Below are 26407 nucleotides of genomic sequence, written 5' to 3' on the forward strand. Positions count from 1 at the left end.
ACCGGCCCGTCAGCGGGGGACGAAGATGCCTTTCTGCTGCGCCCGCTCGATGATGGCGCGTGCGGCGGCCTGATCCGGATGGGTGATCACGCCCTTCGTCAGATCGTCGCTGCGCTTGCGCATGTCCCGCTGGGCCGGCGCGAACGAGAAGGCGAAGGTGAGCACCGCCACCGCCACTCCGGCCTGCATCCGACGTGTGCGCACGGTGTCGCTGCCCGCGTGGCTCAGCCCCAGCAGGTAGAGCAGGCTCATCAGGATCAGGCTGTACTCGGAGTAGCGGCTCGAGAGGGCCTGCTGGATGCCGAAACCGGAGCGCGTCAGGGCAGTCACGAAGGCCGTTTCCAGCACGAACAGCACCACCAGGATCAGGAAACGGTCGGCCTTGTCGTGGCGACGGATGAAATGCACGCTGAGCGCCAGCAGGATCAGTCCGAGCGGAATGGCGATGCGGATGTTCCGCGATACGCTGCCCAGGAAGGCCGGGATGTAGCCGGCGAGGATGTGCGGGCTGAGCATCGCGGTGACGATGCTGGGATGATGGACGGGCTTGGCGTAGGGGAAATAGACGAAATACGCAAAGGCCAGGGTACCGGCAAAAGCAACGACCACCGCGGCCAGCCGGAATCGGCGCTCGAGGCAGGCGTGCAGGACGAGTAGGGGCGCGACGAGCAGGCCGCCGCCGCCCGAGAAGCTCGCGACCGCGAGGCACAGCAACGCGAGGCCATGGGCTTCGCGCACGAACAGGTAGAGCGCGAGAATGGCGAAGAACAGCTGGGCGTATTGCTGCATCGAGGCCATCGCCCAGGTGATGAGTTCATGGTGGGTGAGCGACAGCAGCAGTAGCGGCACGACCGAGAACTCTGCCGCACTCACCCCGCGCCGACGCGCGGCGACCCAAAGCAGGCCGATCAGCGCAAACCACGGGAGGTTGCCGATGAAGGTCAGCACCCGCAGATCCACCTGGCCGAACAGCGAGTAATACAGCGCGGTGATCGATCGGTTGTACGCCAGGCGGTGTTCGTTGTGCTGCGAGAAGATCAGCTCGAGCCGGTTGCCAAAGCCCGTGGTCTCGGTGTACTGATTGAGAAAGCCGAGGATGGCGTCGATGTCGTCGCAGTAGGGCAGCGGGTTCGAATACGCGTAGAGCCCCCACAGGTAGGCCAGAACGGGGATGGTGACCAGGATCGGCCACGCCTTGTGCAACACGGTATCGCGGTTCATCGTCGGTCGTCCGGGGCGACACCGCAGCGGCGTCGGGTGGGGCGTGGAGCCGCTCAGATTTCCAGGTTGTCGATCAGGCGGGTCTTGCCCAGCCGCGCGGCGGCGAGCACCACGAGCGGGCTGTCGTCGTGGGCGGCGGGCACCTGCAGATCGCTGCGACGGCGGATCGACACGTAGTCCGGCTGCCAGCCGTGGGCGGCGAGTTCGGCCACGGCTTCGGTCTCGAGGCGCAGGCGGTCGCGCTCGCCGGCGGCGATGCGCTCGCGGATGCGGCGCAACTGGCGTTGCAGGCGCGGTGCCTCGACGCGCTCCTCGGCGCTGAGGTAGCCGTTGCGGGACGACAGGGCCAGACCGTCGTCGGCACGACAGGTTTCGCCGCGGATGATCTCGATCGGTAGCGCGAACTCATTGACCATGTTGCTGATGATCATGAGCTGTTGGTAATCCTTCTTGCCGAACACGGCGACCTGCGGCCGCACGATGTTGAAAAGCTTGAGCACCACGGTGGCCATGCCGCGGAAGTGGCCGGGGCGCGCGGCGCCGTCGAGCATGTCGGTGTGGGCGGGGTTCGGCTCCACGTGGTAGTGCTGGGGTGTCGGGTACATTTCGGCCTCGAGGGGCGCGAAGAGATGATCGACGCCGGCCTCTTCGAGGCGCGCGCAGTCGGCCTCGAAGGTGCGTGGGTACTTGTCGAAATCCTCGTTGGGGCCGAACTGCAGGCGGTTGATGAAGATGCTGGCGACCACCACGTCGGCGTGCTCGCGCGCCTGGCGCATCAGCGAGATGTGGCCGTCGTGCAGGTTGCCCATGGTGGGCACCAGGGCGACACGGGCGTTCGGGTTGGCGGCGAGGGCGGCGCGCAGGCCGTCGATGGTCGGGTGGATCTGCATGGCTCGGTTCAGTAGCTGTGTTCGGGGCCCGGGAAGCGGGATTCGCGCACGTCGACGACGTATCGGGCGACGGCGTCGTCGATGCTCGCGGCGCCTTCCATGAAGTTCTTGGCGAAGCGCGGGCGTTTGCCGGGGAAGACGCCGATCAGGTCGTGCAGGACCAGCACCTGGCCGTGACAGTCGACGCCGGCACCGATGCCGATGGTGGCCATGGTGTCGAGGCTGGCGGTGATGTCGGCAGCGAGCCGCGAGGGCACCATTTCCATCACGACGAGGGCCGCGCCGGCTTGTTCGAGCGCCAGGGCGTCGGCTTTCAGCACGGCCGCGCCTTCGTCGCTCTTGCCCTGCACCCGATAGCCGCCGAGCTGATGCACGGCCTGCGGGGTGAGGCCGATGTGGGCGCACACCGGCACGCCGCGCTCGACCAGGAAACGCACCGTCTCGGCCATGAAGGCGCCGCCTTCGAGCTTGACCATGTGAGCGCCGGCGGCCATCAGGCGGGCGGCGTTGCGCATCGCCTGCTCGGGGCTTTCCGCGTAACTGCCGAAGGGCATGTCGGTGACGATCATCGGGCGCGTGCAGCCGCGGGCGACGCACTCGGTGTGATACGCCATGTGTTCGAGGGTGACCGGCAGGGTGGTCTTCTGGCCCTGCAGCACATTGCCGAGGGAGTCGCCCACCAGCACCACATCGACGCCGCAGCGTTCGAGCAGGGCCGCGAAGCTGGCGTCGTAGCCGGTGAGCATGACGATCTTGCGGCCTTCGGCGCGCATCTTGCCAAGCTCGAAAAGGGTGACGGGTTTGCTGTTGTCCTGCAGGTAGCTCATGACTGTTCCTCCTCGCGGGCGGCAGTTAACTCCAATCTTGTGCGAGGCACAAGAGGGCGTCGGAAGCGGGTGGGCGTGGATGGGCCGGTGATGGGATGAGGCGGAGGGATCGGTCTCGCCGGCTGGGGGCCGTCGCGGGCGCCGGCTCAGCCGGCGTAGCCGAAGAATTCCCGGTAGCTGCGCATGGCGAGCAGGCGGGAGTAGAGCAGCTCGAAATCCTCTTCCTTGTCGACAGGATTGAGGGATTCGGCATTCACGATGAACAGCGGGGCGGCGTCGTAGTGGTGGAAGAAGTTGGCGTAGTGCTCGGCGACGCGCTGGAGATAGGGCTCGCTGATCTTGCGCTCGGATTCGACGCCGCGGCGGCGCACGCGGTCGATCAGGATGTCGGGCTGGGCTTGCAGGTAGATCACCAGGTCGGGCTTGCGCACGCTCGGCCTGAGGCGCTCGTAGAGGCGGCGGTAAAGCTGCAGCTCGTCTTCGGCGAGGTTGAGTTCGGCGAAGAGCGGATCCTTGTCGATCAGGAAGTCGGACACGATGCGCCGGAACGGGTCATGGTGTTCGGCGAAGGCGAGGAGCTGCTCGCTGCGCTGGAACAGGAACGAAATCTGGGTGGGCAGGCCCCAGCGTTCCATGTTCTGGTAGAAGCGGCCGAGGAACGGGTTGCTGGCGGGGTCTTCAAGCAGCAGGTCGGCGTTGATCCGCGCGGCGAGGCGCCTGGCGAGGGTCGTCTTGCCGGCGCCGATGGGGCCTTCGACGACGATGTAGCGCGCTTTTTCGAACATGAGGTGTCTCCGCCTTTCAGGCGCGGAAGATGAAGTACACGGCGCCTAGGATACACAGGGCCGCCCACAGATAGTCAAGCTTGAGGGGCTGCTGCATGTACAAGACGGCGAACGGGACGAACACCGTCAGGGTGATCGCTTCCTGCATGATCTTGAGCTGGGCGAGGTTGAGCTCCTGCGCGCCGATGCGGTTGGCGGGCACCTGCAGCAGGTATTCGAACAGCGCGATGCCCCAGCTCACCAGCGCGGCGATGTACCAGGGCGAGGTGGCCAGGTTCTTGAGGTGACCGTACCACGCGAAGGTCATGAAGACGTTGGACGCGGCGAGCAGCAGGGCGGTCTGGAGCCAGATCGGCATCACATCGGCTCGCTGCGGGCGATCTGCTGGCCGGCAACCGCGGCCAGGAAGTGCCGTGCCGGGCCGAGGCCGGGCAGCGCCACGTCCGGGGCGATCTCGAGCAAGGGCAGCAGCACGAAGGCGCGTTCGTGCATGCGCGGGTGGGGCAGGGTGAGCTCGGGCGAGTCGAGGTGCACCTCGCCGTGCAGGAGCAGGTCGAGATCGAGGGTGCGCGGCGCGTTGGGCACGCTGCGCACGCGGCCGTGATGGGCTTCGATGGCGAGGAGCGCGCGCAGCAGCGGGATGGGGGCGAGCGCGGTGTCGATGGCCACCACGGCGTTGATGAAGTCGGGCTGGTCGAGCAGTCCGACCGGTGCGCTGCGGTAGAGGGACGAGCGGGCGACGACCACGGTGTCCGGTAGGCTCGCCAGGTCGGCGACGGCGGCCCGCAGGTGGCGCACCGGCTCGCCGATGTTGGCGCCCAGCGCCACGTAGGCGCGGGTGCGCGTCGGCAGGGGATGGCTCATGCGTCTACCGGGGCGGTGCTGCCGGAGGAGGGCTTGCGGCGTCGCCGCCGTTTCTTGGCGCCGCCGCTCTTGTCGGGAACGAGCATGCTTTCGCGGGCTTCGGGGTTGGCGTCGGCGAAGGCGTCCCACCAGTCGGGCAGTTCCATCGGGATCTCGCCGGATTGGGCGCGCAGGCGCAGGAAGTCCCAGGCGGCGCGATAGCGCGGCTGCTCGAGCAGGCGATAGGGCGTCTTGCCGGCGCGCTTCTCGAAGCGCGGCTGGAGCGCCCAGATTTCCTTGATGTCGCCGGCGATGCGACGGGTGATGGCGAGCTTGCCGGACTGCTTGTCGAGCACCGCGTCCATCGCGTCGAAGAGGGCCGGCTGCGAATGGGCGCCGTCGGCCTTGCGGGCTTCCCAGTCGGCCAGCACCTCGTGCCAGAGCAGGGTGGCGAACAGGAAGCCGGGTGAAACCGGCTTGCCCTGACGCACGCGATCGTCGGTGTTCTCGAGGGACAGCCACACGAAGCGTTCGCCCAGCGGCTGTTCGAGGATGACGTCGAGCAGCGGCAGCAGGCCGTGGTGCAGGCCTTCCTCGCGCAGCTGGCGCAGGCACTTGACTGCGTGGCCGGACATCAGCAGCTTGAGCATCTCGTCGAAGAGGCGCGCCGGCGGCACGTTTTCGAGGAGGTCGGCCATCTCGCGGATCGGCGCGCGGGCGGCCGGATCGATGGACAGGCCGAGCTTGGCACCGAGGCGCGCGGCGCGCAGCATGCGCACCGGGTCTTCGCGGTAGCGCACGCGCGGGTCGCCGATCATGCGCAGCGTCTTTTGCTGCAGGTCGGCGACGCCGTGGTGGTAGTCGATGACGGTTTCGTCCGAGGGGTCGTAGTACAGCGCGTTGACGGTGAAGTCGCGGCGGGTCGCGTCCTCGGCCATGCTGCCGAAGACGTTGTCGCGCAGTACGCGGCCGTGCTCGTCGGTCTCGGTGGACTCGGCGTCCTGCATGGCGCGGAAGGTGGAGACTTCGATGGTCTCGGGGCCGCTCATCACGTGGACGATCTTGAAGCGCCGGCCGATGATGCGCGAGCGGCGGAACAGGGCGCGGACTTCCTCGGGGGTGGCGCTGGTGGCCACGTCGAAATCCTTGGGCGTCTGGCCGACGATGATGTCGCGCACGGCACCGCCGACGACGTAGGCCTTGTGGCCGGCTTCCTGCAGCACGGCGCAGACCTTGTTGGCCGCGGGGGAGATGAGTTCCCGGCGGACGCCGTGACGGGTCACGGGGATCACGGCGGGTTCGGGAAGGGCGTTGGCGGGTGCAGCGCGACGGAAAACGCGGCGCAGCAGTTTGCGAATCATCGGTGGGGCTTGGATTATCGGGATCAAGTCGCGCATGATAACCCATCGCGCGGCCGGCTTTTCCTCGCCGGGGTCGTTTTGGGCGGCTCGGACTTGCATCCGGCCGGGATTTCGAGTTGATTCGTGAGGTTTTCCGATGCTGCGTTTCTCCGCCAACCTGTCCTTCCTGTTCCTCGATCGGCCGTTCCTGGATCGCTTCGCGGCCGCGGCAGCGAGTGGTTTCAAGGGTGTGGAGTTTCATTTTCCGTACGCCTTTCCGGTGGACGAGGTGGTCGACGCGGTGAAGCGGGCCGCTGTCGAGGTGGTGTTGTTCAACCTGCCGGCCGGCGACTGGGCCGGCGGGGAACGCGGAATCGCCTGCCTGCCGGAGCGGCTCGGCGAGTTCCGCGACGGCGTGGCCGAGGCCGCGTGCTACGCCGAGGCGCTGGGCTGCCCGCGCCTCAACTGCATCGCCGGCCGTCGTGGGCCGGGGCTCGACGAGGCGCTGCTGCGCGCCACGCTGGTGGACAACCTGCGCCATGCGGCCGATGTCTTCGCGCCGGCGGGGCGTCAGGTGCTGCTCGAGCCGCTCAACAGCCGCGACACGCCGGATTTCCTGATCGACCGCAGCGCAAGCGCACTGGCGCTGCTGGAGGAGGCCGGGCGCCCCAATCTGGGCCTGCAATACGACATCTACCACGCGCAGGTCATGGAGGGCGATCTGGCCAACACGCTGGCGCGCAACCTCCGGCGCATCGGCCACATCCAGCTCGCCGACAATCCGGGGCGTCACCAGCCGGGCACCGGCGAGATCCACTTCCCGTTCCTGTTCCAGCATCTGCACACGCTGGGATACGACGGCTGGATCGGCTGCGAGTACGTGCCGCTGGGGGCCACCGAGGATTCCTTCGACTGGATGCTGTGAGCGTCGCCGAGGGCTTCTTCCCGCCGCCACCGGCGCTCGCCGATTGCGTGCGCAGCGCGCTGGTGACGCGGCTGCCCGGCGGCCCCTACCTGTTGCCGGCGGCGTTGCATCCGCTGCTGCTGGTGGTGCTGGACGGGTCGGTCGTCGTCGGCATGGGCGAAACGGCGCAGCCGCTGCCCGTCGTCTCGCTGTGCGGTGCGACGCGGGGCGCGTGCCCGGCGCGGGCGGCCCCGGGAACCCGCATCGTGACGGTGACCCTGCGCCCGGGCGGCCTGGGTGCGTTGTTCGGCGTGTCGGCGCCGGAAATCATGGCGGCGTGCGTCGATTCTGCGGCGGTGCTGATGGCGCCGGGGCGCGGCGAGCTGGCGCGCTTCGTCGAGGCGTGCGGCACGGCGGGCGAGGTCGGCGACGCCGTGAGCCGGTTGTGGGCCTGCCTCGCGGCGATCCGGCGTGGCGCACCCGATGCGGCCGTGTTGCGGGTACCGGCGGCGCTGCTGCCCTTGCCGGCCGACGCCCTGGCGGAGCGGCTCGGCCTCGGTCGGCGGCATTTAGAGCGGCGCTTCCTGCACAGTTTTGGGCAACCGCTGCGCGCGTACCGGCATCAGCTGCGGTGCAGCCAGACGCTGTCGGCCCTGATTGCCGGCAAGGCGCGGGTGGATGCCTGGGCCACGCTGGCCGCCGCAATGGGTTACGCCGACCAGGCACACCTGTGCCGCGATGTGCGACGATTCACCGGCCACACGCCCCGTGCGCTGCAGGCCGGGATCGTCGGGGGCGATCCGGCGTTCTGGCCCTACCGCGTCGAGGCCGCGCTGCTCGCCCGGCATTTCGGCCCGACCGGCTTCTGAATCGTCACGAGATGTCGCCTGGATTCAAGACGCGCCCCTGGCGCCGATATCACACTGCCTGCCGTCTTCTTTTTCCGTGTTTTCTGCGATGACCTTGCGCGATTCCGTTTTGCCCGACCTGTCGCCTTCCGCCTGGCGCCACACCTACCGTTTGCCGCTGCCGCCCGGCGCACTGGAAATCGACCAGATCGGCAAGGCCTTCCTGACGGCTTCTCCGTGGTGGCTGAGGCATCTGGCGACGCTCCGCGATGTCCTGGTGCGGCCTTTCGGCCTGCGTCCGATGGCGTCGGCGGGCGGCGTATTCCAGTCCGTCGCGCGGACGCCCGACGAATGGCTCCTCGGGGCGGACGACCGCCATCTCGATTTTCGCGTCTCGCTGCGGGTGTTCGCCGCGCCGGACGGTGCGCAGTTGCAGATCTCGACCTGGGTCCAGCCCCACGGCCGCCTGGGGCGGGTTTATCTCGCGCTGGTGGCGCCGCTGCATCGCGGAATCGTGCCGTGCAAGGCGCGCGCGATGTGGCGTTGGCTCGCTGCGGGAGGCGGCCATGGTTGAAGTGCCGCTCGATTCCCTCACCGCGCTGGGCGCCGCCGAGGCGATCCGCCGCGGCGAGCTGTCGGTGGCCGCGCTCGTCAAGGCCTGCCTGCTGCGCATCGCCCAGCGCAACGGGCAGATCAACGCCATCGTCACCCTCGACGCCGTCGGGGCCACCCGCGCCGTGGACGCCGCCCAGCGTCGGCTGGCCGAGGGCGGAGCGCTCCCGCCGCTGCTCGGCGTGCCGGTGTCGATCAAGGACGCCTTCGCCACCGCCGGTTTGCGCACCACCGCCAGTCATCGGCCACTCCGTCATTACGTGCCGGATCAGGACGCGACGGTGGTGGCACGGCTGCGCGCGGCCGGCGCGGTGATCGTCGGCAAGAGCAACCTGCCCGAACTGGCGGGTGCTCCCCACTGCTGGAGCCCGCTGTTCGGCCTCACCCGCAACCCGTGGGACCCGGCGCTCACGCCCGGAGGCAGTTCGGGGGGCGCGGCGGCGGCGGTGGCGTCGGGCTTTTCGTTGCTCGAAGCGGGCAGCGATCTCGCCGGCTCGATCCGCATCCCGGCGGCCTACTGCGGTGTGGCCGGTTTCAAGGCGACCGAGAACCGGATTCCCCGCAGCGGCCACATTCCGCACCTGCCGGCGCAGTTCGGCGGGGTGCGCAGCGTGCGGCACATGCTGTCGTTTGGCGTGCTGGCCCGCTCGGTGGCCGATCTGCACCTCGGCTTCGGCCTGATGGCGGGGCCGGACGCCATCGACACCGAAGTGCCGTCGCTGCCGCCCCCGCGCCCCTTGCCCGCTCCGACCGGAGGTCGTCTGCGCCTGGCGCTGTGGGACGACTTCGGGCTGCCGCTATGCGAGCGCACCCGCGCCGCCCTCGAGCGCGTCGCGGGGACGCTGACGGCGGCTGGCCATACGCTGTGCCGGGCCACGCCGCCGGGCCTCGATCCGGATCGGCTGCGGGAGACCTTCGGGGTGGTGGCCGGCACCGAGATCGGCCTCGGGCTGGCGGGCTGGCAGCGGGGAATCGTCCGCAGCGTGCGGCACATCCTGCCCCGCTCGGAACGGATGGTCGACGCGGTGGCCCGCGGCATGCGCCTCGACATGCGGGATTACAACCGGGCGCTGGCCCGGCGCGACGAGGCGATTGCCGCGCTGGAAAGCTACCTCGCGGGTTTCGATGCCTTGCTGTGCCCGGTGGCGACCACCGTCGCCTATCCCGGCCGGCCGCTGGGCCTGTTCGCCAAGCCGCCGACGCTGACCGTCGCCGGCAGGCGGGTGCCGTACATGGAAGCGACCATCGGCCTGACGGCGCCGTTTTCCCTCACCGGGAGCCCGGTGGTGGCGCTGCGGGCGGGGATCGAGGCGGGGTTGCCGGTGGGGCTGCAGGTGGTCGGCCGACGTTGGGAGGACGACGCGGTGCTGGCAGTGGCCGCCGAGCTGGAGGCGCTGCTGGGCGGTTTCGTGGCCCCGCCGCCGCCCCGCTGAGCGGCACGCGCGGCGCCCGCTTTACAGTGGCGGGAGTCGTCGCCTAGACTGCGCATCGACTTGTCAGACAACCCGACCAATGGCCGTCACCCGTTTTCGCCCGACCGCAGCGACTCTCCGATGAAGTCGGAGCGGTGCTCGAGTCGCGTATCGGTCGTGGCGAACTGGCGCCCGGGACACGCTTGCCGACCGAGGCGCAACTGGCCGAGCAGTTTGCGGTGAGCCGGGCGGTGGTGCGGGAGGCGATCGCGCGCCTCAAGGCCAACGGGCTGGTGGAAAGCCGGCAGGGCGCGGGGGCCTTCGTGGCACGCCGGCCCGGTGCGACGGTGTCCCGGATGCATGGCGGCACGGCATCCGCCGCAGCGCGCATCGAGGACGTCTTCGAGCTGCGCCTGATCGTCGAGGTGGCGGCCGCCGAGCGGGCGGCGCTGCGCCGCGGCGACGACGATCTGCGGGCCATCGGTGCCGCACTGGCGACGATGGACGCGGCGCTGGCCGGCGCGGGCGATGGCGCGATGGCCGACGACGCCTTTCACTGCGCGATCGCCGCGGCGAGCGGCAACCCGTTGATCGGCCGCTTCGTCGAGTTCGTGGGCCAGGAGTTTTCCGTTTCGCGCCAGCCCACCTGGAGCCCCGGCGGCGTGGGCGCGGGGTTGGCGCAGGCATCGCAGGACGAACACCGGGCCTTGTTCCGGGCCATCGAGGCGGGCGATCCGTGTGCCGCCCGTGCGGCCGCCGAGCGTCATCTGGCGGCGGTGGCGGGGCGGCTGGGCGTGGACTTGCCGTCGCTCGGCGGCGCGTTTTCCAGGCAGGAGGCGGGTGATGGGTGACATGAACGAACGGCCGGGATTTGGCGCCGTCGAGCGGGATTTTTCCGGTGTGGACAAGCGGCGCCTGATCGCCGCCCTGGGGCGGGTGTTGCCGCCCGCCGGCCTACTCCACGACCTCGAAGATCTGCGCCCCTACGAGTGCGACGGCATGTCGGCCCTGCGCCAGGTGCCGATGGTGGTGGCGCTGCCCGAGACCGAGGCGCAGGTGGTGGCGATCCTGAAGATCTGTGCCGCCCAGAGCGTGCCGGTGGTGGCGCGGGGCGCGGGCACCGGGCTCTCCGGCGGGGCGCAGCCGCACAAGTTCGGATTGGTGCTGTCCCTGGCGCGCTTCAAGAAGATCATCAAGATCGACGCCCACGCCCGTCGCGCGGTGGTGCAGCCGGGGGTGCGCAATCTGGCGATTTCGGAGGCCGCGGCTCCCTTCGGGCTGTATTACGCACCCGATCCGTCGTCCCAGATCGCCTGCACCATCGGCGGCAATGTGGCCGAGAACTCGGGCGGCGTGCATTGCCTCAAGTACGGGCTGACCATCCACAACCTGCTCAAGGTGCGCGGGGTCACCATCGACGGCGAGATCGTCGAGTTCGGCAGCCTCGCGCTGGATGCGCCGGGCTACGATCTGCTGCCGCTGGTCACCGGCTCCGAGGGGATGCTGGCGGTGGTCACCGAGGTGACCGTCAAGCTCACGCCCAAGCCGCAACTGGCCCAGTGCGTGCTGGCGGCCTTCGACGACGTGGTGAAGGCCGGCGACGCGGTGGCGGCGGTGATCGCGGCGGGCATCATCCCGGCCGGGCTGGAGATGATGGACCAGCCGGCCACCGCAGCGGTGGAGGAGTTCGTACGCGCCGGCTATCCGCTCGATGCCCAGGCGATCCTGCTGTGCGAATCCGACGGTACGCCCGAGGAGGTGGCCGAGGAGATCGCCCGCGTGAGCGCGATCCTCGAAGCCAGCGGCGCCACCGAGGTGCGCGTGTCGCGCGACGAAGCCGAGCGGCTGCGCTTCTGGGCCGGCCGCAAGGCGGCGTTTCCGGCGGCGGGGCGGATCTCGCCCGATTACTACTGCATGGACGGCACGATCCCGCGCAAGCGCCTGGGCGAGATGCTCAGGGCCATCCAGCAGATGGAGAAGAAGTACGCGATGCGCTGCATCAACGTGTTTCATGCCGGCGACGGCAATCTGCATCCGCTGATCCTGTTCGACGCCAACAAGCCCGGCGACCAGGCCACGGCAGAGGCCTTCGGGGCCGAAATCCTGGAGTTGTCGGTGGCGCTGGGCGGCACCATCACCGGCGAGCACGGCGTGGGCATCGAGAAGATCAACCAGATGTGCAGCCAGTTCGCGCCCCCCGAGCTCGACATGTTCCACCGGGTCAAGGCGGCCTTCGATCCGGAAGGGCTGCTCAATCCGGGCAAGGCGATCCCGACCCTCAACCGCTGCGCCGAATATGGCCGCGAGCGGATGGGCGGTGGGGTGCCCGAGGCGCATCCGGGCCTCCCGCGTTTCTGAGGGGCGGCGGATGGAAACGATTTCCGAAGGGTGGCTGCAGTTCCTGTTCGTCGCGGTGCCGGTGCTGTCGCTGATCGGCACGTGGATGGGGCTGCGTACCGCTGGCCGGCTGGCCGAGCGTCGCAAGAAGGAGGAGGGCGAGCGTGAGCGAGCAGGTTCAGGCATGGAGTGAGCGCATTCGCGAGGCGTCGGCGCAGGGGCGGGCGCTGCGTATCCGGGGCGGCGGAACCAAGGATTTCTATGGCCGACCGGTGGCGGGCGAGGTGCTGGACACCACCGCCCACGCCGGTGTGGTGAGCTATGAACCGAGCGAGCTGGTGGTGACGGTGCGCGCCGGTACCCGCCTGGCAGACGTCGAAGCGCTACTCGCCGGCAGCGGTCAGATGCTGGCTTTCGAGCCGCCGCACTTTGGCGCCGGTGGCACCGTCGGCGGCTGCGTGGCGGCGGGGCTTGCCGGCCCAAGGCGGGCGACGGCGGGCGGCGTGCGGGATTTCGTCCTCGGCGCGAAGCTCATCGACGGGCGCGGCGACGTACTCAAGTTCGGTGGCGAGGTGATGAAGAATGTTGCCGGCTACGACGTGTCGCGTTTCCTCGCGGGGAGCCTCGGCACCCTCGGGCTGATCGTGGAGCTATCGCTCAAGGTGCTGCCGCGGCCGGTAACGGAGGCCACGCTGCGCTTCGCGCTGGACGAGGCCGCGGCCCTGCATCGGCTCAACCAGTGGGCTGGCCAGCCCCTGCCGCTGTCGGCCAGCGTCTGGCAGGACGGGGTGCTGCATCTGCGGTTGTCGGGCGCGGGGGCGGCGGTCGATGCCGCAATCGCGCGGCTCGGGGGCGAACGCCTGGACGATGCCGAGGCTGACGTGCTGTGGCGCGGGCTGCGGGATCATCGTGCCGGCTTCTTCGAAGGCGCGGCGCCGCTGTGGCGCCTGTCGGTGCCGAGCGACGCACTGGCGGTGGCGCTGCCCGGCGCGCAACTGGTGGAGTGGGGCGGTGCCCAGCGCTGGCTGCGCTCCGCGGCGCCCGCGAGCGAGATCCGCCCCCGCGTGGCGGCCCTCGGCGGCCATGCCACGCTGTTCCGCGGCGGCACGGGCGGCGAAGAGGTTTTTCATCCGCTGCCGGCGCCGCTGGTGGCCCTGCAGCGCAAGCTGAAGCATGCCTTCGACCCGGCCGGCATCTTCGGCCCGGGTCGTCTCCACGCCGGTCTTTGAGCCATGCAGACCCATCTCGCCGACTTCATCCGTGACACGCCCGAGGGCCGCGAGGCCGAAGCCATCCTGCGCAAATGCGTGCACTGCGGTTTCTGCACCGCGACCTGCCCGACCTATCAATTGCTCGGCGACGAGCTCGATGGTCCGCGCGGGCGCATCTACCTGATCAAGCAGGTGCTCGAGGGCGAGCGCGCCACCGAGAAGACGCGTTTGCATCTCGACCGCTGTCTCACCTGCCGGGCCTGCGAGACGACCTGTCCGTCGGGCGTGGAGTACGGCCGGCTGGCCGACATCGGGCGTGATGTCGTGGAGCGGCAGGTGCCCCGTCGCGGCACCGATCAGCTCAAGCGGGCGGCCTTGCGGGCCTTCGTGCCGCGCAGCGGGGTTTTCGGGGCGGCGCTGGGGCTCGGGCGCAGCGTCAGGCCATTGTTGCCGCGGGTGCTCGCCGAGAAGGTCCAGTCCGCGGAACCTGCGGGGCACTGGCCGCGCCCGCGCCATCCGCGACGCATGATCGCCCTGGCCGGCTGCGTCCAGCCGGCGATGCGACCGGCGATCAATGCGGCGACCGCCCGGGTTCTCGACCGGCTCGGGATCTCGCTGATGGAGCAGCCCGGCGCCGGTTGTTGCGGCGCGGTACGCTTCCATCTGCACGATCAGGACGGCGGCCGTGACGACGCCCGCCGCAACATCGACGCCTGGTGGCCGGCCGTGGTCGGGGACGAGGTCGAGGCGATCGTCGTCACCGCCTCCGGTTGTGGCGTGCAGGTCAAGGATTACGGCCATTTGCTGCGCGGCGATCCGGCCTACGCCGGGAAGGCGGCGCGCATCGCCGCGCTCGCCCGCGACGTGTCGGAGGTGATCGCCGCCGAGGCCGATGCGCTCGGCGTGCTGCTGGCAGCCGGGCGCGGCGACGGAGTGGGCGGACGGATCGCGTTTCACGCCCCGTGCAGCCTTCAGCACGGCCAGAAGATCCGAGGCGTGGTCGAAGGGCTGCTGCGTGCCGCCGGTTACGCGCTGACCCCCGTGCGCGACGCACACCTGTGCTGCGGTTCGGCGGGCACGTATGCGCTCCTGCAGCCCGAACTTTCCGCCCAGCTTAGGGACGACAAACTTGACGCCCTGCAGGCGGAGGGCGCCCAATGCATCGTTTCGGCTAATGTTGGCTGCATTGAACATCTTGCGACTGCAGCGCGCATTCCGATACGACATTGGATTGAGCTGATTGATGAAAAAATCACGAAATCGGCTTGAAAGCGTCCAGGGGTCTTTAGTACTAAAGGAATAAACGGTTAAACTTCGTCAATCGAATTTCGTGAATGTGGGACGGAGTGTTTTTGTGAGCGGGAGCGGGGTTGCGTTGGACTCGACGGTCATGCTGCGTTCGGCGGGCGTTTGCCGCGCTGTCGTCCGTTTGCGTCGTGCAAGCGCTGTTCGTGTCGTGCTGACTTTCTGATTTCATGTTGAATCCGACGCTTTCGCCTCTCTCCGCCCCCGATTCGGTCACCGGCAAGAAGCGCTACCAGGCTGAAGCCTGCGTGGCCAAGCACACCGGCGACCGCACCGAGCAGCAGGATCGTGCTGCCGTCTTCGCCCATCCCACCCGCAAGGGCACGCTGATGGCCGTGCTGGCCGACGGCATGGGGGGGCATTCGGGCGGCGCGATGGCGGCCGAGCAGGTAGTGCTCAAGGCCAAGCAGAATTTCGAAGCCTTCGCGCCTGCCTCCGAGAGCGCCCCCGATCTGCTGCGTAGCGTGATCGACGAGGCGCATATCGTCATCAAGCTCACCCGCTTCACCAGCGAGCAGGATCCGCACAGTACCGCCGTGGTGTTCATGATGCAGCCCGATCGTGCCGACTGGGCGCACTGCGGCGATTCGCGTTTCTACCATTTCCGTCGCGGCACGCTGGTTACCCGCAGCGTCGATCACTCGCTCGTCGAGGAGCTCGTGCGCAAGGGCCGGCTCGACGCCGAGGGGGCGCTGCGCCATCCCAACCGTAACGTGCTGCTGTCGTGCCTCGGGTCCGAGCGCGAACCGCGCGTGGACATTGGCCACGCTTCGCCGCTGGTGGGCGGCGACGCTTTCCTGCTGTGCTCCGATGGCCTGTGGGCCTACATCTCGGAAGAAGAAATGGGGCAGATTCTCGCGACCCAGTCGCCGCGCGATGCCGCATCGGCACTCATCGAACTGGCCCGTCAGCGCGCCAAGGGGGGTGGCGACAACATCTCGCTTGCCATCGTGAAGCTGGTCGAGGTGGCGCCCAAGGCGCCGCCGCGCAACGATTTTCCCAAGCTGGGCGGCTGATCGAAAAAAGGCTCCACCATGGAGCCTTTTTTTATGCGGACGGGCGGCCCGGTCAGCGGGTCTTGAGCCAGTTGCGCCGCCAGAACGACGCCGCCATCAACAGTGCGGCACCCAGCATCATCCCGATCGCGATCCAGAATCCGTCCTTTTCGCCCAGCAGTGGCATCGTCTGGAAGTTCATCCCGAAAATCCCGGCGATCAGCGTGGCCGGCATGAAGAGCGTGGTCAGCACGGTGAGGATGCGCACCTCGGTGTTCAGCCGGTTGCTGACGCTGGACAGGTAGATGTCGAGCAAGTCGGCAAGCAGATCGCGTACGGATTCGAGCGACTCGAGCACGTGCACCGTGTGGTCGTAGATGTCGCGCAGGTATAGACGAGTGTCGGCGGTGAAGAAACCGTTGTCGGCGCGCGCCAGCGTGTTGAGGATTTCTCGCAGTGGCCACACCGCGCGGCGCAGAATCAGCGCTTCGTGCTTGACCCGGTTGATCTCGGCGAGCAGGGTCGGATTAGGGCGCGAGAGGGCTTCGTCCTCGAGGTCTTCGGCCATGTCGGCGAGGTTGTCGAGCATCACGAAGTAGCGGTCGACCAGGGTGTCGAGGATGGCGTAGGCGAGGTAGTCGGTGCCGTGGGCGCGCATGGCGCCGTGTTCGGCCCGCAGCCGCTCGCGCACGGCCTCGAAGGCGCCGGTCGGACGCTCCTGGAAGGTGAGGACGAAATTGCGGCCGAGCACGATGCTGACCTGGTCCGAGGTGAGACTGCGAGTTTCTGGGTCGAATTCGAAGCAACGGGCGACGATGAAGAGATAGTCGGCGTATTCGTCGCTCTTGGGCCGCTGCTGGGTGTTGAGGACGTCTTCCTGGACCAGCGGGTGAAGTTTGAAACGGCGGCCGATCTCGGCCATCACCGCCGGATCGTGCAGCCCGTAGACGTTGAGCCACATCTTTTCGCGGCTGGCGTGATGGGCGCGGGAGGCTTCGAGATCGTCGAAACGGGTCTCGGTGAGGCCGTGGCTGTCGTATTCGATCAGGGTGATGCTGGGCTTATCGGTTTTGACTTCGCCGATATGCACGAGCGACCCTGGGGGTAACCCTAACTTTCGGGTTGGGCGGGCACGTTTCTTGTTAGACTTTCGCATCTTGATCCTGATCAATGGCTGATTTAGCGCATTCTTAGCCGGGATTCAGCGATTTTCCCCGGTGTTTTGTGCACTTTTAACGCTTCAGGAAAAATCAAGAGTTGTGTCGGCGTGACACCCTCTCACGACGATAGCAGAAACCCAACAATTCTTATAAGGAGGTTCCATGCCTCTGGTCATCGGTGTGACCAAAGAGTCTACGCCGGGCGAGCGCCGTGTCGCGCTGGTTCCGGATGTGGCCAAGAAGTATCAAGGGCTTGGCGCGGCGCTGCTGCTTCAGGCGGGTGCCGGCGCCTCGGCTTATTTCCGCGACGAGGACTACGGCGCGCCGGAACTCGTCGGCGATGCTGCGGCAGTGCTCGGCAAGGCCGACATCGTGCTGCAGGTTCAGCCGCTGTCCCTCGAGGACATCGCCGAGCTGAAGTCCGGCGCGGTATTGGTCGGCCTGCAACAACCGTGGTCGAGCAAGGAACGCGTCGAACTGCTCCAGAAGAAGAACATCACCTGTTTCGCTTTGGAGCTGTTGCCCCGTATTTCGCGTGCCCAGAGCATGGATGTGCTGTCGAGCCAGGCAGCGGTGTCGGGTTACGAGTGCGCGCTGATCGCGGCCGATCACTCGCCGAAGTTCTTCCCGATGCTCACCTACGCCGCGGGGACGATCCGCCCCGCCAAGGTGCTGGTGATCGGAGCGGGTGTCGCGGGTCTGCAGGCCATCGCCACGGCCAAGCGTCTCGGCGCGATGGTGTCGGGCTACGACGTGCGCCCCGAAACCAAGGAGCAGATCGAGTCGCTGGGGGCCAAGTTCGTCGACACCGGCGTGTCGGCGGCTGGTGCCGGTGGCTATGCCCGCGAACTCACCGATGAGGAGAAGCGCCAGCAGGCCGACAAGCTCGGCAAGGCGATCGCCGATTGCGATGCGCTCATCACCACCGCGGCGATTCCGGGCAAGCGTGCGCCGCAGATCGTCTCCGCCGAGATGGTGGCGCGCATGAAGCCGGGTTCGATCGTCGTCGACATGGCCGCCGAGACCGGTGGCAACGTCGCCGGCACGATGGCGGGCGAGAAGACCTGGGTGGGCGAGACGCTCATCATCGGTCCGGTCAACATCCCGAGCCGCATGCCGGTGCATGCCTCCGAGATGTACGCCAAGAATCTTTTCAATTTCATCTCGCCCTTCATCAAGGACGGGGCTCTGGCCCTTGACTGGGAAGACGAGGTGCTGGCGGGTGCCTGCCTGACCCACGCGGGCGAACTGCGCCACGCGGGCGTCAAGCAGGCGCTGGGCCTGTAACCGGGAGACGATCATGGATGGATTCGTTGCGCTGTATATCTTCATGCTCGCCGCCTTCACCGGTTACGAGGTGATTTCCCGCGTGCCGGTGATCCTGCACACGCCGCTGATGTCGGGTTCCAACTTCGTGCACGGCGTGGTGCTGGTGGGCGGCATGATCGCCCTCGGCCAGGCCGAGACGCCCCTCGAGCAGGCCATCGGCTTCGTCGCCGTGCTGCTGGGCGCGGCCAACGCGGCCGGCGGCTACGTGGTGACCGAGCGGATGCTCGCGATGTTCAAGTCGAAGGAGAAGAAGTAATGGCTATCAAGTGGCTGATTGACGCGAGCTACTTCGTCGCCGCGGTACTGTTCATCCTCGGCCTGAAGGGCATGAGCTCGCCGGTCTCGGCGCGCAAGGGCATCATCTGGGCGGGCGTCGGCATGGTGCTCGCCACGGTGGTGACCTTCTTCACCCCGAACATGCAGAACCTGGGGTTGATGGTCCTGGCCATCGCCCTCGGTGGCGTGCTCGCCTGGTGGTCCGGCAAGAAGGTCGCGATGACCGACATGCCGCAGATGGTGGCCATCTACAACGGCATGGGCGGCGGCGCCGCGGCGGCCATCGCGGCGGTGGAGTTCGCCCGCGGCGAGATGCACGGCACCGTGGTCACCCTGCTGGCGACGCTCGGCGCGCTGATCGGCGCGGTGTCGTTCTCGGGCTCGGTCGTGGCCTGGGCGAAGCTCCAGGGCGTGATGAAGAAAGCCTTCCGGCTGCCCGCGCAGAATGCCGTCAACGTGGTGCTGGCCCTGGCGACCCTCGGGCTCGGCGTCGCCATCGTGGTTGCGCCGGCTATCGATCCGATGCTGGTGGGTGCGTTCTTCGTGCTCGCGCTGATCCTCGGCACCATCATCACGCTGCCGATCGGCGGAGCCGACATGCCCGTGGTGATTTCGCTGTTCAATGCCTTCACCGGCCTCGCCGTGGGCTTCGAGGGCTTTGTGATGGGCATTCCGGCGCTGATCATCGCCGGTATCGTGGTCGGCGCGGCCGGCACGCTGCTCACCCAACTGATGGCCAAGGCGATGAACCGCCCGATCTCCAACATCCTGTTCGTGCCGATGGCTGCGGCCAGTGGCGGCGAGGCCGTCGAAGGCGAGCAGAAGGAAGTCGGCGCGATGGACGCTGCTGCCATGATGCGTTACGCCAGCAAGGTCATCATCGTGCCGGGCTACGGCATGGCGGTGGCCGGTGCCCAGCACAAGGTGTGGGAGATGACCGAACTGCTCGAAGAGGCGGGCGTCGAGGTGAGCTTCGCGATCCACCCGGTGGCGGGCCGGATGCCAGGCCACATGAACGTGCTGCTGGCCGAGGCGGGCGTGCCCTACGAGAAGATCTTCGATCTGGAGGAAATCAATGCCGATTTCGCCCAGGCCGACGTGGCGCTGGTGATCGGGGCGAACGACGTGGTGAACCCCTCGGCGCGCACCGACAAGTCGAGCCCGATCTACGGTATGCCGATTCTGAACGCCGACATGGCGCAGAACGTGATCGTCGTGAAGCGTGGCAAGGGCACGGGCTATTCGGGCATCGAGAATGCCTTGTTCTACAAGGACAACACCCGGTTGCTGTACGGTTCTGCCCAGCAGGCCATTGCCGAGGTGATCCAGCACGTGAAGGCGATGTCGGTCTGAATCTCGCCCGCGCGCCCCCCCCGGGTGCGCGGCGGTTCGAAAGAAGAACGGGAGCCCTCGGGCTCCCGTTTTTTGTGGACGGCGATGGCGCCATGGCCGCAGCCGCGCATGGCGGCCCTCAGCCCGAGGATTCCTTCTTCTTGAGGCGGTAGTTGAGCTGTGGGCGGGTGATGCCGAGCATCCGCGCCGCGCCCGAGAGGTTGCCGCGGGATTCCTTGACGGCGTGCTGGATCAGGGCGTCTTCAAGGCGATCGAGGCCGATGCCCGCGTCGATGATGCGCAGGCACAGGCTTTCGATCACGCATTCGGCGTCGGCCAGACTGCCGGCGTCGTCGATGATGTGCTGGATCGCGCCGAAATCCTGAGGCTCGGTGAACAGGTGCTCGATTTCGATCCAGTCGTTCTGGGGGGTGAGGATCACGCCCCGCTCGATGATGTTCTCGAGTTCCCGGATGTTGCCCGGCCACGCGTAGTTCTTGAGGGCGCGCAGGGCTTTGTCGGTAATGCCGGCGACGCGCTTGTCGTGCAGCGCGCCGAACCGCTGCAGCATTGATTCGACGAGGGGCTGGATGTCGGCGGTGCGCTCGCGCAGCGGGGGAATCTTGACCGGGTAGACGTTGAGCCGATAGAACAGGTCGCTGCGAAATCGCCCGGCCCTGACCGCCGACTGCAGGTCGACGTTGGTGGCGGCAACGAGGCGCACGTTGATCTTGCGTACCCGCTCGTCGCCGAGCCGCTCGATCTCGCCTTCCTGCAGCACGCGCAGCAGCTTGGCCTGGGCGGCCAGCGGCAGCTCGCCGATCTCGTCGAGGAACAGGGTGCCGCCGTCGGCCCGCTCGAACTTGCCGGAGCGGGAGGCGTGGGCGCCGGTGAAGGCGCCTTTCTCGACGCCGAAGAGTTCGGATTCGATCAGTTCATGGGGCAAGGCGGCACAGTTGACGGCCACGAAGGGGCCGGCAGCGCGGCGGCTCATGTCGTGCAGGGCGCGGGCGAAGCGCTCCTTGCCGACGCCGGTCTCGCCCAGCAGCAGCACCGTCACCTGGGTCGCGGCGGCCTTGCCGATCAACGAGTAGGCATGGCGAAAACCCGCCGACGAGCCGATCAGGTTCTGGGGTTGCTGGCGGTATTCGAGGGTTGCGCGCAGGGCATCCACCTGACCGCGCAGCTCGAGCATGTGGCTGAGAATCGAGTCGGCCTCGAAGTATGAGGCTTCCTCGGCGGCGTCCGGCCATTCCTCGACAGGCTTGCCGACGATCCGGCACTGGTTGAGGCCGGTGGCGGCGCAGGCCACTTCCTTGAAAAGGATGAAGCGCCCCATGAAAGCCGACGTGAAGCCCGAGGCGTAGCCGATCTGCATCCAGCACACCGGGTGGTCGGTGTGGCCGTATTCGCCCACGTGGGCTTCGGCTTCGTAGGAGTTGTCCCAGAGGAATTCACCGTAGAACTTGCCCGCCTCGACGTCCATCTCGAGGCTGACCGGAGTGACCAGCACGCTGCCCTCGAGCATGTGGAGCTGAGGGCCGACGACGAAGCTGTCCTGAACGCATTTGTCGGTTCGCACCTTGCGGGCCAGCTCCGCGTCGCAGGCGCCGGAGGCGTAGCCCATGCGGGTGAGGATGCGCCGCGCCTGGTCGATGCCGAGGGAGTCGATGAGCTCCTTGCGCAGGGCCGACAAGGCGGCGCCGTGCATGAGGATCATGCGGTTCTCGTCGAGCCAGATCATGCCCTTGTCCGCGCAGAAGCGAACGAGGCTGCGCAGGTCTCTGTCCTGCGGATACTGGATGGTGCTCAAGCGTCTCCTCCATTGTCTCCACCGCTCGTGATTGTTTCGTTGGCCGGCGTTGTGCGCCGGGGCGGTGGTTGCCGACGGTTATACCACGCAGGCCGGACTGAAACGCTGACAGGCTGCACGCCCCGCGAAATTGTTCATATCAGCTTGCGTTATCGTGACATTAGCGATAATAATACAAAATCTCGAGAAAAATTGCGAGCGCCGCAGGAAGTCTGCCCCAGAGCGGACACTGCGTTGCCCTGGAGGAGACATGACCCAGAAGCACCTGATTCACATCGACAATACCGGCGAGGACTACCTTTGCACCGAGGACGAAAACCTCTTGCGCGGCATGGAAGTGCTGGGCCGTCGCGGCATTCCGGTGGGGTGTCGGGGCGGCGGGTGTGGGGTCTGCAAGGTGCAGATCACCGCGGGCGAGTATTTCGCCCGCAAGATGAGCAAGGCCTGCGTCTCCGACGAGGAGTTGACGGCCGGCGTGGTGTTGGCTTGCCGGGTGTTTCCCCGGGGCGAGTTGTCGCTCAGCGTGGTGGGAAAGATGGCGAAGTCGGTGTGCAAGGGGGCGCCGACGTTGCAGGAGGCCGCTCCGGGCGCCTGCGCCGAGTGAGCTGAATTCGGTTCCGCAACCAGGAGCGTCCAACCGGCAGAACCCTCCCTCCTGCCGGGCTCCCTGGTTTTTTACGGCCGTCACGCAACGTGACGGCTGTTTTTTTGCGGGTGACGGGAATCGCCGCCACCCCGTTTCGGCGCGCCGGGATCGTTCGAGGCCGCGGCACGCCACGCGGCCCAACATGGCGCGACAAGATCGATCCGAAACGAAAACGGCCACGGGATGAGCCGTGGCCGTTTCGATGGGCGAGGTGGGCGCGTCAGCGGCCGATGCGCCCCTTGCCGCGGGCGAGGCGGTGCAGCACCGCGACGAGATGGTCGACCTCTTCGCAGGTGTTGTAGAACGCCAGCGAGGGCCGCACCGTGGCTTCCTGCCCGAAGCGGCGCAGGATCGGCTGGGCGCAGTGGTGGCCGGAGCGCACCGCGATGCCTTCCTCGTTGAGCGCCTTGCCGACTTCCTCGGGGCGGTAGCCGTCGAGGACGAAGGACATCACGCTGGCCTTGTCCGCCGCGGTGCCGATCAGCTTGAGGCCGGGCACCGTGAGGAGTCCGCGAGTGCCATACACCAGCAGGTCGTGCTCGTAGCGGGCGATGTGCTCGATGCCGATGCGCTCCACGTAGTCCAGCGCCGCGCCGAGGCCCACCGCGTCGGCGATGTTGCCGGTGCCGGCCTCGAAGCGGGTCGGGGCGCCGTGGTAGATCGTCTTCTCGAAGGTGACGTCGGCGATCATGTTGCCGCCGCCCTGCCACGGGGGCATGTCCTCGAGGATCGCACGCTTGCCGTACACCGCGCCGATGCCGGTCGGGCCGAAGATCTTGTGGCCCGAGAAGACGAAGAAGTCGGCGTCGATGGCCTGCACGTTGACCCGCAAGTGCGACACCGACTGGGCGCCGTCGACCACCGCCACCGCGCCGGCCTGGTGGGCCATGGCGACGATCTCCTTGACCGGCACCACGGTGCCCAGGGCGTTGGAGACCTGGGTGACGGAGACGATCCGGGTGCGCTCGGTGAGCAGCTTGCGGTACTCGTCCAGCAGCACCTGGCCGGTGTCGTCCACCGGGATCACCTTGATGCGGGCGCCCTTGGCGGCGGCAAGCTGCTGCCACGGCACGATGTTGGCGTGGTGTTCCAGGTGGGAGACGATGATCTCGTCGCCTTCGCCCACGTTCTGCCAGCCCCAGGTTTTGGCGATCAGGTTGATGCCTTCGGTGGTGCCGCGCACGAAGATGATCTCCTCCGGCGACGCGGCGCCGACGAAGCGGGCCACGGTGTTGCGGGCGCCTTCGTAGGCATCCGTGGCGCGGGCGGCAAGTTCGTGGGCCGCGCGGTGGATGTTGGAGTTTTCGTGCTGGTAGAAGTAGGCGATCCGGTCGATCACCGCCTGGGGCTTGTGGGTGGTGGCGGCGTTGTCGAACCACACCAGCGGACGGCCGTTGACGCGCTCCTGGAGGATCGGGAAATCCCGCCGCACGGCATGCACGTCGAAGGCCGGATGGGCACCTGCGCCGAGCTGGGGAACTTGCGCTTCCCGCGTCGGCGCGCCGGCGCCGTCGAGGAAGTAGAAGTGCCCGGGTGCCGTGCCGGTCGCGGCGTTGGCGGCGCGGCGCTCGCCGGCGATGTCGGCGAGGATGGCGTGCAGTTCCGCTTCGCCGGGCAGGCCGAAGGATTGCGGCACGAGCCGGTTTTCGACCGGCCCGGCGGGCGTGGTCGTCGGTGCGGCACCGGCTTCGCCGAGGAAGTAGTACGGCGCGGACGGCGCCAGGGGCGGCGGCGAGGCGGGCGGGCTGAGGGTGGGCAGCGCGGCGGCGTAGGCTTCGGGCACGCCGAAGGCCGGGTTGCCGGCCCGACCGGCGCCGTGGGCGTGGTCGAGCGGTACGCTCTCGGCCCGCACCGGTGCGACCGGTGCGGCGGCGACGAGCTGCGGGCCGGCGTCGCCGGGGCGGATCTCCGGTTCGGCGGCGCGGGGGATGTCCAGCGCCGGGGCGCCGCCAAAGGCGGTGGGCAGGGCCGAGAAGAACTCCCCGGCGAGTCGGGCGAGCACGTTCTCGTCCGGCAGCCCGGCCGGCGCGCCGGTGCCGAGGGCCGCGACCCCGTTACTTGTAGGTGTCGGGATAGTCATGGTACTTGCCGATCTCCACGTCTTCGAGGACAGCCAGTGCGTCGTCGGTCAGCACGGCCAGGGAGCAGTACAGCGAAATCAGATAGGACGCGATGGCGTTGCGGTTGATGCCCATGAAGCGCACGGACAGGCCCGGGCTCTGCTCGCCGGCGACGCCGGGCTGGAACAGGCCGACCACGCCCTGACGCTTCTCGCCGGTGCGCAGCAGGAGGATCTTGGTCTTGCCGTCCTCGACCGGCACCTTGTCCGACGGGATCAGCGGAATGCCGCGCCAGGTGAGGAACTGAGCGCCGAACAGGCTCACCGTCGGGGGCGGCACGCCGCGGCGGGTGCATTCGCGACCGAAGGCGGCGATGGCCAGCGGGTGGGTGAGGAAGAAGCCGGGTTCCTTCCAGACCTTGGTGAGCAGGTCGTCCAGATCGTCGGGGGTGGGGGCGCCGGTGAGCGTCGAGATGCGCTGCTCATCGGTGACGTTGGCGAGCAGGCCGTAGTCCGGGTTGTTGATGAGCTCGGATTCCTGACGTTCCTTGATGGTCTCGACGGTGAGGCGCAGCTGCTCCTTGATCTGGTCGTGGGGGCTGCTGTAGAGGTCGGAGACGCGGGTGTGCACGTCGAGGATGGTGGTGACCGCGTTCAGGAAATACTCGCGCGGCTGCTCGTCGTAGTCGACGAAGGTCTGCGGCAGCTCGGATTCGTCGCGCTGGGAGCAGGCGACGCGCACGTCGCGGGGGTTCTTGACCTTGTTGAGGCGGTAGATGCCGGCTTCGACCGGCAGCCATTGCAGCAGGTGCACCAGCCAGCGCGGCGAAATGGTGGACAGCTGGGGAACGGTCTTGGTGGCATTGGCCAGTTGCCGCGCGGCGTTGTCGCCGAGGGCTGTCTGGGCGTCGAGATGATCGGACATGGAGGCGCTCCTTATTCCTGGTTAGAAAATGCTTATGCCAAAAAGTGATAATGAAGTTTGAATGGGGGGCGGGGTCGCTTCAACCGGCTAAACCCGTCAAGACGTGGCGCGACCGGGGGCGGAGGGTTCGAAACGGGCGATGAGCGCCGACGGGCGTAGCTCGAGGGCGTCGGCGAGCTTGGCGAGGGTGGCCAGCGAGGGCATCGCGCGGCCCCGTTCGAGGTCGCCCACGTAGCCGCGGTTGAGGTCGGCGTGTTCGGCGAGCTGTTCCTGCGACCAGCCGCGCTCCTCGCGCAGGCGACGCACGGCGCGGCCGAAGCGGGTGGCGAGTTCAGTCATGGCCGACCGCTCCGCTTTCGCCGGCCTGCTGATGCAGGCTGGCCTGGCTGACGTGGCTGCCCGGCGGCACGCTGTGGGTGAGCCAGACGTTGCCGCCGATGCTCGAGCCGCGGCCGATGACGATGCGACCGAGAATCGTCGCCCCGGCGTAGATGACCACGTCGTCCTCGACGATGGGGTGGCGGGCCAGACCTTTTTCGAGGCTGCCGTCGGCACCCACCGGAAAGCGCTTGGCGCCCAGGGTGACGGCCTGGTAGAGCCGCACGCCCTGGCCGATCACGGCGGTTTCGCCGATCACCACGCCGGTGCCGTGGTCGATGAAGAAGCGCCCGCCGATCTCGGCGCCCGGGTGGATGTCGATGCCGGTGGCCGAATGGGCCAGCTCGGAGACGATGCGGGCGATCAGCGGCACGCCGAGCCGGTACAGCCGGTGGGCGAGGCGGTGGTGGATGATCGCGAGGATGCCGGGGTAGCACAGCACCACCTCGTCGACGCTGCCGGCGGCGGGGTCGCCGTGGTAGGCGGCTTCCACGTCGCTGTCGAGGAGCGCGCGGATCTGCGGCAGGGCGGCGGCGAAGTCGCGCACGATGCGCACGGCGGCGTCCGGGCTGGCGTCGACGCCCGGGCGGCCATGCCGCAACTGGTAGGCCAGTTCGAGGGCGACTTGTTCGGCCAGCGCATGCAGGGCGGCATCGAGGGTGTGGCCGACGTAGAAATCCTCGTTCTCCTGACGCAGGTCGGCGGGGCCGAGGCGCATCGGGAAGAGGGCGCCGCGCAGCCCGTCGACGATGCCGCGCAGGGCCTCGCGGGAGGGTAGCTCGCGGCCGCCGTATTCGAGCTGACGGTTCTGGGCGAGGCGCCAGCGTTCGCGGACCGCGCGCAGGCCGGCAACGACGTCGTCCAGGTTCCACGAGGCGTGGGGCGAGGCGGACGAGGGCGGCGGCACGGGCCGGGCGGGCGCGAGCGGGGCGTCGGGGCGGGTGGCCTGGAGCATGGCG

At 68.1% G+C, this 26407-nt stretch carries 27 protein-coding genes and 1 pseudogene; 15 read left to right on the top strand and 13 right to left on the bottom strand.

The window, feature by feature from the left end:
- Window positions 1-9: 9 nt before the first annotated feature.
- The 7 genes from ACE3P2_RS02295 to pcnB all read right to left on the bottom strand — a co-directional run bounded on the left by ACE3P2_RS02295 (window position 10) and on the right by pcnB (window position 5927).
- Window positions 10-1221 (bottom strand): hypothetical protein, encoded by a 1212-nt coding sequence (locus ACE3P2_RS02295; protein ID WP_374260493.1) that lies wholly within the window; start codon window positions 1219-1221, stop codon window positions 10-12.
- 53 nt (window positions 1222-1274) lie between these two features.
- Window positions 1275-2111, bottom strand: coding sequence for a pantoate--beta-alanine ligase (gene panC, locus ACE3P2_RS02300; RefSeq protein WP_374260496.1), 837 nt, complete (start codon window positions 2109-2111; stop codon window positions 1275-1277).
- Window positions 2112-2119: 8 nt separating this feature from the next.
- Complete coding sequence (gene panB, locus ACE3P2_RS02305) at window positions 2120-2938, bottom strand: 3-methyl-2-oxobutanoate hydroxymethyltransferase (RefSeq protein ID WP_374260499.1); 819 nt, start codon at window positions 2936-2938, stop codon at window positions 2120-2122.
- A gap of 146 nt (window positions 2939-3084) precedes the next feature.
- Complete coding sequence (locus ACE3P2_RS02310; RefSeq protein WP_374260501.1) at window positions 3085-3723, bottom strand: deoxynucleoside kinase; 639 nt, start codon at window positions 3721-3723, stop codon at window positions 3085-3087.
- A 16-nt stretch (window positions 3724-3739) separates the two neighbouring features.
- Window positions 3740-4081 carry a DMT family protein gene (locus tag ACE3P2_RS02315; RefSeq protein ID WP_374260504.1) on the bottom strand — a complete coding sequence of 114 codons (342 nt, stop codon included), beginning with the start codon at window positions 4079-4081 and terminating at the stop codon, window positions 3740-3742.
- On the bottom strand, window positions 4081-4587 hold the full coding sequence (folK, locus tag ACE3P2_RS02320) for a 2-amino-4-hydroxy-6-hydroxymethyldihydropteridine diphosphokinase (protein ID WP_374260507.1): 507 nt from the start codon (window positions 4585-4587) through the stop codon (window positions 4081-4083). The genes ACE3P2_RS02315 and folK overlap by 1 nt, the downstream gene beginning before the upstream one ends.
- Window positions 4584-5927 (bottom strand): polynucleotide adenylyltransferase PcnB, encoded by a 1344-nt coding sequence (gene pcnB, locus ACE3P2_RS02325; RefSeq protein ID WP_374260510.1) that lies wholly within the window; start codon window positions 5925-5927, stop codon window positions 4584-4586. Before pcnB ends, folK begins: the two co-directional genes overlap by 4 nt.
- Before the next feature lie 136 nt (window positions 5928-6063).
- Here pcnB and hyi point away from each other — a divergent pair, with 136 nt between their 5' ends.
- The 11 genes and pseudogenes from hyi to ACE3P2_RS02380 all read left to right on the top strand — a co-directional run bounded on the left by hyi (window position 6064) and on the right by ACE3P2_RS02380 (window position 15551).
- Window positions 6064-6831, top strand: a complete 768-nt coding sequence (gene hyi / locus ACE3P2_RS02330) for a hydroxypyruvate isomerase (protein ID WP_374260513.1) — start codon at window positions 6064-6066, stop codon at window positions 6829-6831.
- Entirely contained in the window at window positions 6828-7679 is an 852-nt protein-coding gene (locus ACE3P2_RS02335) for a helix-turn-helix domain-containing protein (protein WP_374260516.1), read from the top strand. The genes hyi and ACE3P2_RS02335 overlap by 4 nt, the downstream gene beginning before the upstream one ends.
- A gap of 88 nt (window positions 7680-7767) precedes the next feature.
- Window positions 7768-8232 (top strand): DUF2867 domain-containing protein, encoded by a 465-nt coding sequence (locus tag ACE3P2_RS02340; protein ID WP_374260519.1) that lies wholly within the window; start codon window positions 7768-7770, stop codon window positions 8230-8232.
- Window positions 8225-9703 (top strand): amidase, encoded by a 1479-nt coding sequence (locus tag ACE3P2_RS02345; protein ID WP_374260522.1) that lies wholly within the window; start codon window positions 8225-8227, stop codon window positions 9701-9703. Before ACE3P2_RS02340 ends, ACE3P2_RS02345 begins: the two co-directional genes overlap by 8 nt.
- Before the next feature lie 128 nt (window positions 9704-9831).
- Window positions 9832-9996: pseudogene (locus ACE3P2_RS02350) on the top strand (winged helix-turn-helix domain-containing protein); the annotation flags it as partial.
- A gap of 33 nt (window positions 9997-10029) precedes the next feature.
- Window positions 10030-10533, top strand: a complete 504-nt coding sequence (locus tag ACE3P2_RS02355) for a FadR/GntR family transcriptional regulator (protein WP_374260592.1) — start codon at window positions 10030-10032, stop codon at window positions 10531-10533.
- Window positions 10526-12040: an FAD-linked oxidase C-terminal domain-containing protein gene (locus ACE3P2_RS02360; RefSeq protein ID WP_374260525.1), complete on the top strand. Its 1515-nt coding sequence runs from the start codon at window positions 10526-10528 to the stop codon at window positions 12038-12040. Before ACE3P2_RS02355 ends, ACE3P2_RS02360 begins: the two co-directional genes overlap by 8 nt.
- 10 nt (window positions 12041-12050) lie before the next feature.
- A complete protein-coding gene (locus ACE3P2_RS02365) occupies window positions 12051-12212 on the top strand; it encodes a hypothetical protein (protein ID WP_374260528.1) in 162 nt (53 codons plus the stop codon).
- Window positions 12184-13248 carry a glycolate oxidase subunit GlcE gene (glcE, locus tag ACE3P2_RS02370; RefSeq protein WP_374260531.1) on the top strand — a complete coding sequence of 355 codons (1065 nt, stop codon included), beginning with the start codon at window positions 12184-12186 and terminating at the stop codon, window positions 13246-13248. Before ACE3P2_RS02365 ends, glcE begins: the two co-directional genes overlap by 29 nt.
- A gap of 3 nt (window positions 13249-13251) precedes the next feature.
- Window positions 13252-14499, top strand: a complete 1248-nt coding sequence (gene glcF, locus ACE3P2_RS02375; RefSeq protein ID WP_374260533.1) for a glycolate oxidase subunit GlcF — start codon at window positions 13252-13254, stop codon at window positions 14497-14499.
- Window positions 14500-14705: 206 nt separating this feature from the next.
- Window positions 14706-15551 (top strand): PP2C family serine/threonine-protein phosphatase, encoded by an 846-nt coding sequence (locus ACE3P2_RS02380; RefSeq protein WP_374260536.1) that lies wholly within the window; start codon window positions 14706-14708, stop codon window positions 15549-15551.
- A gap of 52 nt (window positions 15552-15603) precedes the next feature.
- Here the strand turns inward: ACE3P2_RS02380 and corA are convergent, their stop codons facing one another.
- A complete protein-coding gene (gene corA / locus ACE3P2_RS02385; protein WP_374260538.1) occupies window positions 15604-16620 on the bottom strand; it encodes a magnesium/cobalt transporter CorA in 1017 nt (338 codons plus the stop codon).
- 232 nt (window positions 16621-16852) lie between these two features.
- Here corA and ACE3P2_RS02390 point away from each other — a divergent pair, with 232 nt between their 5' ends.
- From ACE3P2_RS02390 to ACE3P2_RS02400, 3 genes are read left to right on the top strand one after another with little or no spacing between them, the layout of a single operon-like run.
- Entirely contained in the window at window positions 16853-17977 is a 1125-nt protein-coding gene (locus tag ACE3P2_RS02390; protein ID WP_374260541.1) for an NAD(P) transhydrogenase subunit alpha, read from the top strand.
- 13 nt (window positions 17978-17990) lie between these two features.
- A complete protein-coding gene (locus ACE3P2_RS02395; protein WP_169145171.1) occupies window positions 17991-18275 on the top strand; it encodes an NAD(P) transhydrogenase subunit alpha in 285 nt (94 codons plus the stop codon).
- Window positions 18275-19648: an NAD(P)(+) transhydrogenase (Re/Si-specific) subunit beta gene (locus tag ACE3P2_RS02400; RefSeq protein WP_374260544.1), complete on the top strand. Its 1374-nt coding sequence runs from the start codon at window positions 18275-18277 to the stop codon at window positions 19646-19648. Before ACE3P2_RS02395 ends, ACE3P2_RS02400 begins: the two co-directional genes overlap by 1 nt.
- A 118-nt stretch (window positions 19649-19766) precedes the next feature.
- On the opposite strand, the gene ACE3P2_RS02405 is transcribed toward ACE3P2_RS02400, so the two are convergent.
- On the bottom strand, window positions 19767-21440 hold the full coding sequence (locus ACE3P2_RS02405; RefSeq protein ID WP_374260546.1) for a sigma 54-interacting transcriptional regulator: 1674 nt from the start codon (window positions 21438-21440) through the stop codon (window positions 19767-19769).
- Window positions 21441-21690: 250 nt separating this feature from the next.
- Between ACE3P2_RS02405 and ACE3P2_RS02410 the strand changes: the two genes are divergently transcribed.
- Complete coding sequence (locus ACE3P2_RS02410) at window positions 21691-22044, top strand: 2Fe-2S iron-sulfur cluster-binding protein (RefSeq protein WP_374260549.1); 354 nt, start codon at window positions 21691-21693, stop codon at window positions 22042-22044.
- 262 nt (window positions 22045-22306) lie between these two features.
- On the opposite strand, the gene ACE3P2_RS02415 is transcribed toward ACE3P2_RS02410, so the two are convergent.
- The 4 genes from ACE3P2_RS02415 to epsC all read right to left on the bottom strand — a co-directional run bounded on the left by ACE3P2_RS02415 (window position 22307) and on the right by epsC (window position 26403).
- Window positions 22307-24166 (bottom strand): family 2A encapsulin nanocompartment cargo protein cysteine desulfurase, encoded by a 1860-nt coding sequence (locus ACE3P2_RS02415; RefSeq protein ID WP_374260550.1) that lies wholly within the window; start codon window positions 24164-24166, stop codon window positions 22307-22309.
- Window positions 24141-25070, bottom strand: a complete 930-nt coding sequence (locus ACE3P2_RS02420) for a family 2A encapsulin nanocompartment shell protein (protein ID WP_374260552.1) — start codon at window positions 25068-25070, stop codon at window positions 24141-24143. The genes ACE3P2_RS02415 and ACE3P2_RS02420 overlap by 26 nt, the downstream gene beginning before the upstream one ends.
- A gap of 96 nt (window positions 25071-25166) precedes the next feature.
- Complete coding sequence (locus tag ACE3P2_RS02425) at window positions 25167-25409, bottom strand: helix-turn-helix domain-containing protein (RefSeq protein ID WP_374260554.1); 243 nt, start codon at window positions 25407-25409, stop codon at window positions 25167-25169.
- Window positions 25402-26403 carry a serine O-acetyltransferase EpsC gene (gene epsC, locus ACE3P2_RS02430; RefSeq protein WP_374260557.1) on the bottom strand — a complete coding sequence of 334 codons (1002 nt, stop codon included), beginning with the start codon at window positions 26401-26403 and terminating at the stop codon, window positions 25402-25404. The genes ACE3P2_RS02425 and epsC overlap by 8 nt, the downstream gene beginning before the upstream one ends.
- Window positions 26404-26407: the final 4 nt, after the last annotated feature.

The organism is Zoogloea sp. (genome assembly GCF_041911615.1).
Lineage (GTDB): Bacteria > Pseudomonadota > Gammaproteobacteria > Burkholderiales > Rhodocyclaceae > Zoogloea.

Excerpts from the sequence above, each read along its gene's own strand:
- ACE3P2_RS02295 (WP_374260493.1), bottom strand. The coding sequence starts at position 1,221 with ATGAACCGCGATACCGTGTTGCACAAGGCGTGGCCGATCCTGGTCACC.
- panC (WP_374260496.1), bottom strand. The coding sequence starts at position 2,111 with ATGCAGATCCACCCGACCATCGACGGCCTGCGCGCCGCCCTCGCCGCC.
- panB (WP_374260499.1), bottom strand. The coding sequence starts at position 2,938 with ATGAGCTACCTGCAGGACAACAGCAAACCCGTCACCCTTTTCGAGCTT.
- ACE3P2_RS02310 (WP_374260501.1), bottom strand. The coding sequence starts at position 3,723 with ATGTTCGAAAAAGCGCGCTACATCGTCGTCGAAGGCCCCATCGGCGCC.
- ACE3P2_RS02315 (WP_374260504.1), bottom strand. The coding sequence starts at position 4,081 with ATGCCGATCTGGCTCCAGACCGCCCTGCTGCTCGCCGCGTCCAACGTC.
- folK (WP_374260507.1), bottom strand. The coding sequence starts at position 4,587 with ATGAGCCATCCCCTGCCGACGCGCACCCGCGCCTACGTGGCGCTGGGC.
- pcnB (WP_374260510.1), bottom strand. The coding sequence starts at position 5,927 with ATGATTCGCAAACTGCTGCGCCGCGTTTTCCGTCGCGCTGCACCCGCC.
- hyi (WP_374260513.1), top strand. The coding sequence starts at position 6,064 with ATGCTGCGTTTCTCCGCCAACCTGTCCTTCCTGTTCCTCGATCGGCCG.
- ACE3P2_RS02340 (WP_374260519.1), top strand. The coding sequence starts at position 7,768 with ATGACCTTGCGCGATTCCGTTTTGCCCGACCTGTCGCCTTCCGCCTGG.
- ACE3P2_RS02345 (WP_374260522.1), top strand. The coding sequence starts at position 8,225 with ATGGTTGAAGTGCCGCTCGATTCCCTCACCGCGCTGGGCGCCGCCGAG.
- ACE3P2_RS02360 (WP_374260525.1), top strand. The coding sequence starts at position 10,526 with ATGGGTGACATGAACGAACGGCCGGGATTTGGCGCCGTCGAGCGGGAT.
- ACE3P2_RS02365 (WP_374260528.1), top strand. The coding sequence starts at position 12,051 with ATGGAAACGATTTCCGAAGGGTGGCTGCAGTTCCTGTTCGTCGCGGTG.
- glcF (WP_374260533.1), top strand. The coding sequence starts at position 13,252 with ATGCAGACCCATCTCGCCGACTTCATCCGTGACACGCCCGAGGGCCGC.
- ACE3P2_RS02380 (WP_374260536.1), top strand. The coding sequence starts at position 14,706 with ATGTTGAATCCGACGCTTTCGCCTCTCTCCGCCCCCGATTCGGTCACC.
- ACE3P2_RS02390 (WP_374260541.1), top strand. The coding sequence starts at position 16,853 with ATGCCTCTGGTCATCGGTGTGACCAAAGAGTCTACGCCGGGCGAGCGC.
- ACE3P2_RS02395 (WP_169145171.1), top strand. The coding sequence starts at position 17,991 with ATGGATGGATTCGTTGCGCTGTATATCTTCATGCTCGCCGCCTTCACC.
- ACE3P2_RS02400 (WP_374260544.1), top strand. The coding sequence starts at position 18,275 with ATGGCTATCAAGTGGCTGATTGACGCGAGCTACTTCGTCGCCGCGGTA.
- ACE3P2_RS02410 (WP_374260549.1), top strand. The coding sequence starts at position 21,691 with ATGACCCAGAAGCACCTGATTCACATCGACAATACCGGCGAGGACTAC.
- ACE3P2_RS02415 (WP_374260550.1), bottom strand. The coding sequence starts at position 24,166 with ATGACTATCCCGACACCTACAAGTAACGGGGTCGCGGCCCTCGGCACC.
- ACE3P2_RS02420 (WP_374260552.1), bottom strand. The coding sequence starts at position 25,070 with ATGTCCGATCATCTCGACGCCCAGACAGCCCTCGGCGACAACGCCGCG.
- ACE3P2_RS02425 (WP_374260554.1), bottom strand. The coding sequence starts at position 25,409 with ATGACTGAACTCGCCACCCGCTTCGGCCGCGCCGTGCGTCGCCTGCGC.
- epsC (WP_374260557.1), bottom strand. The coding sequence starts at position 26,403 with ATGCTCCAGGCCACCCGCCCCGACGCCCCGCTCGCGCCCGCCCGGCCC.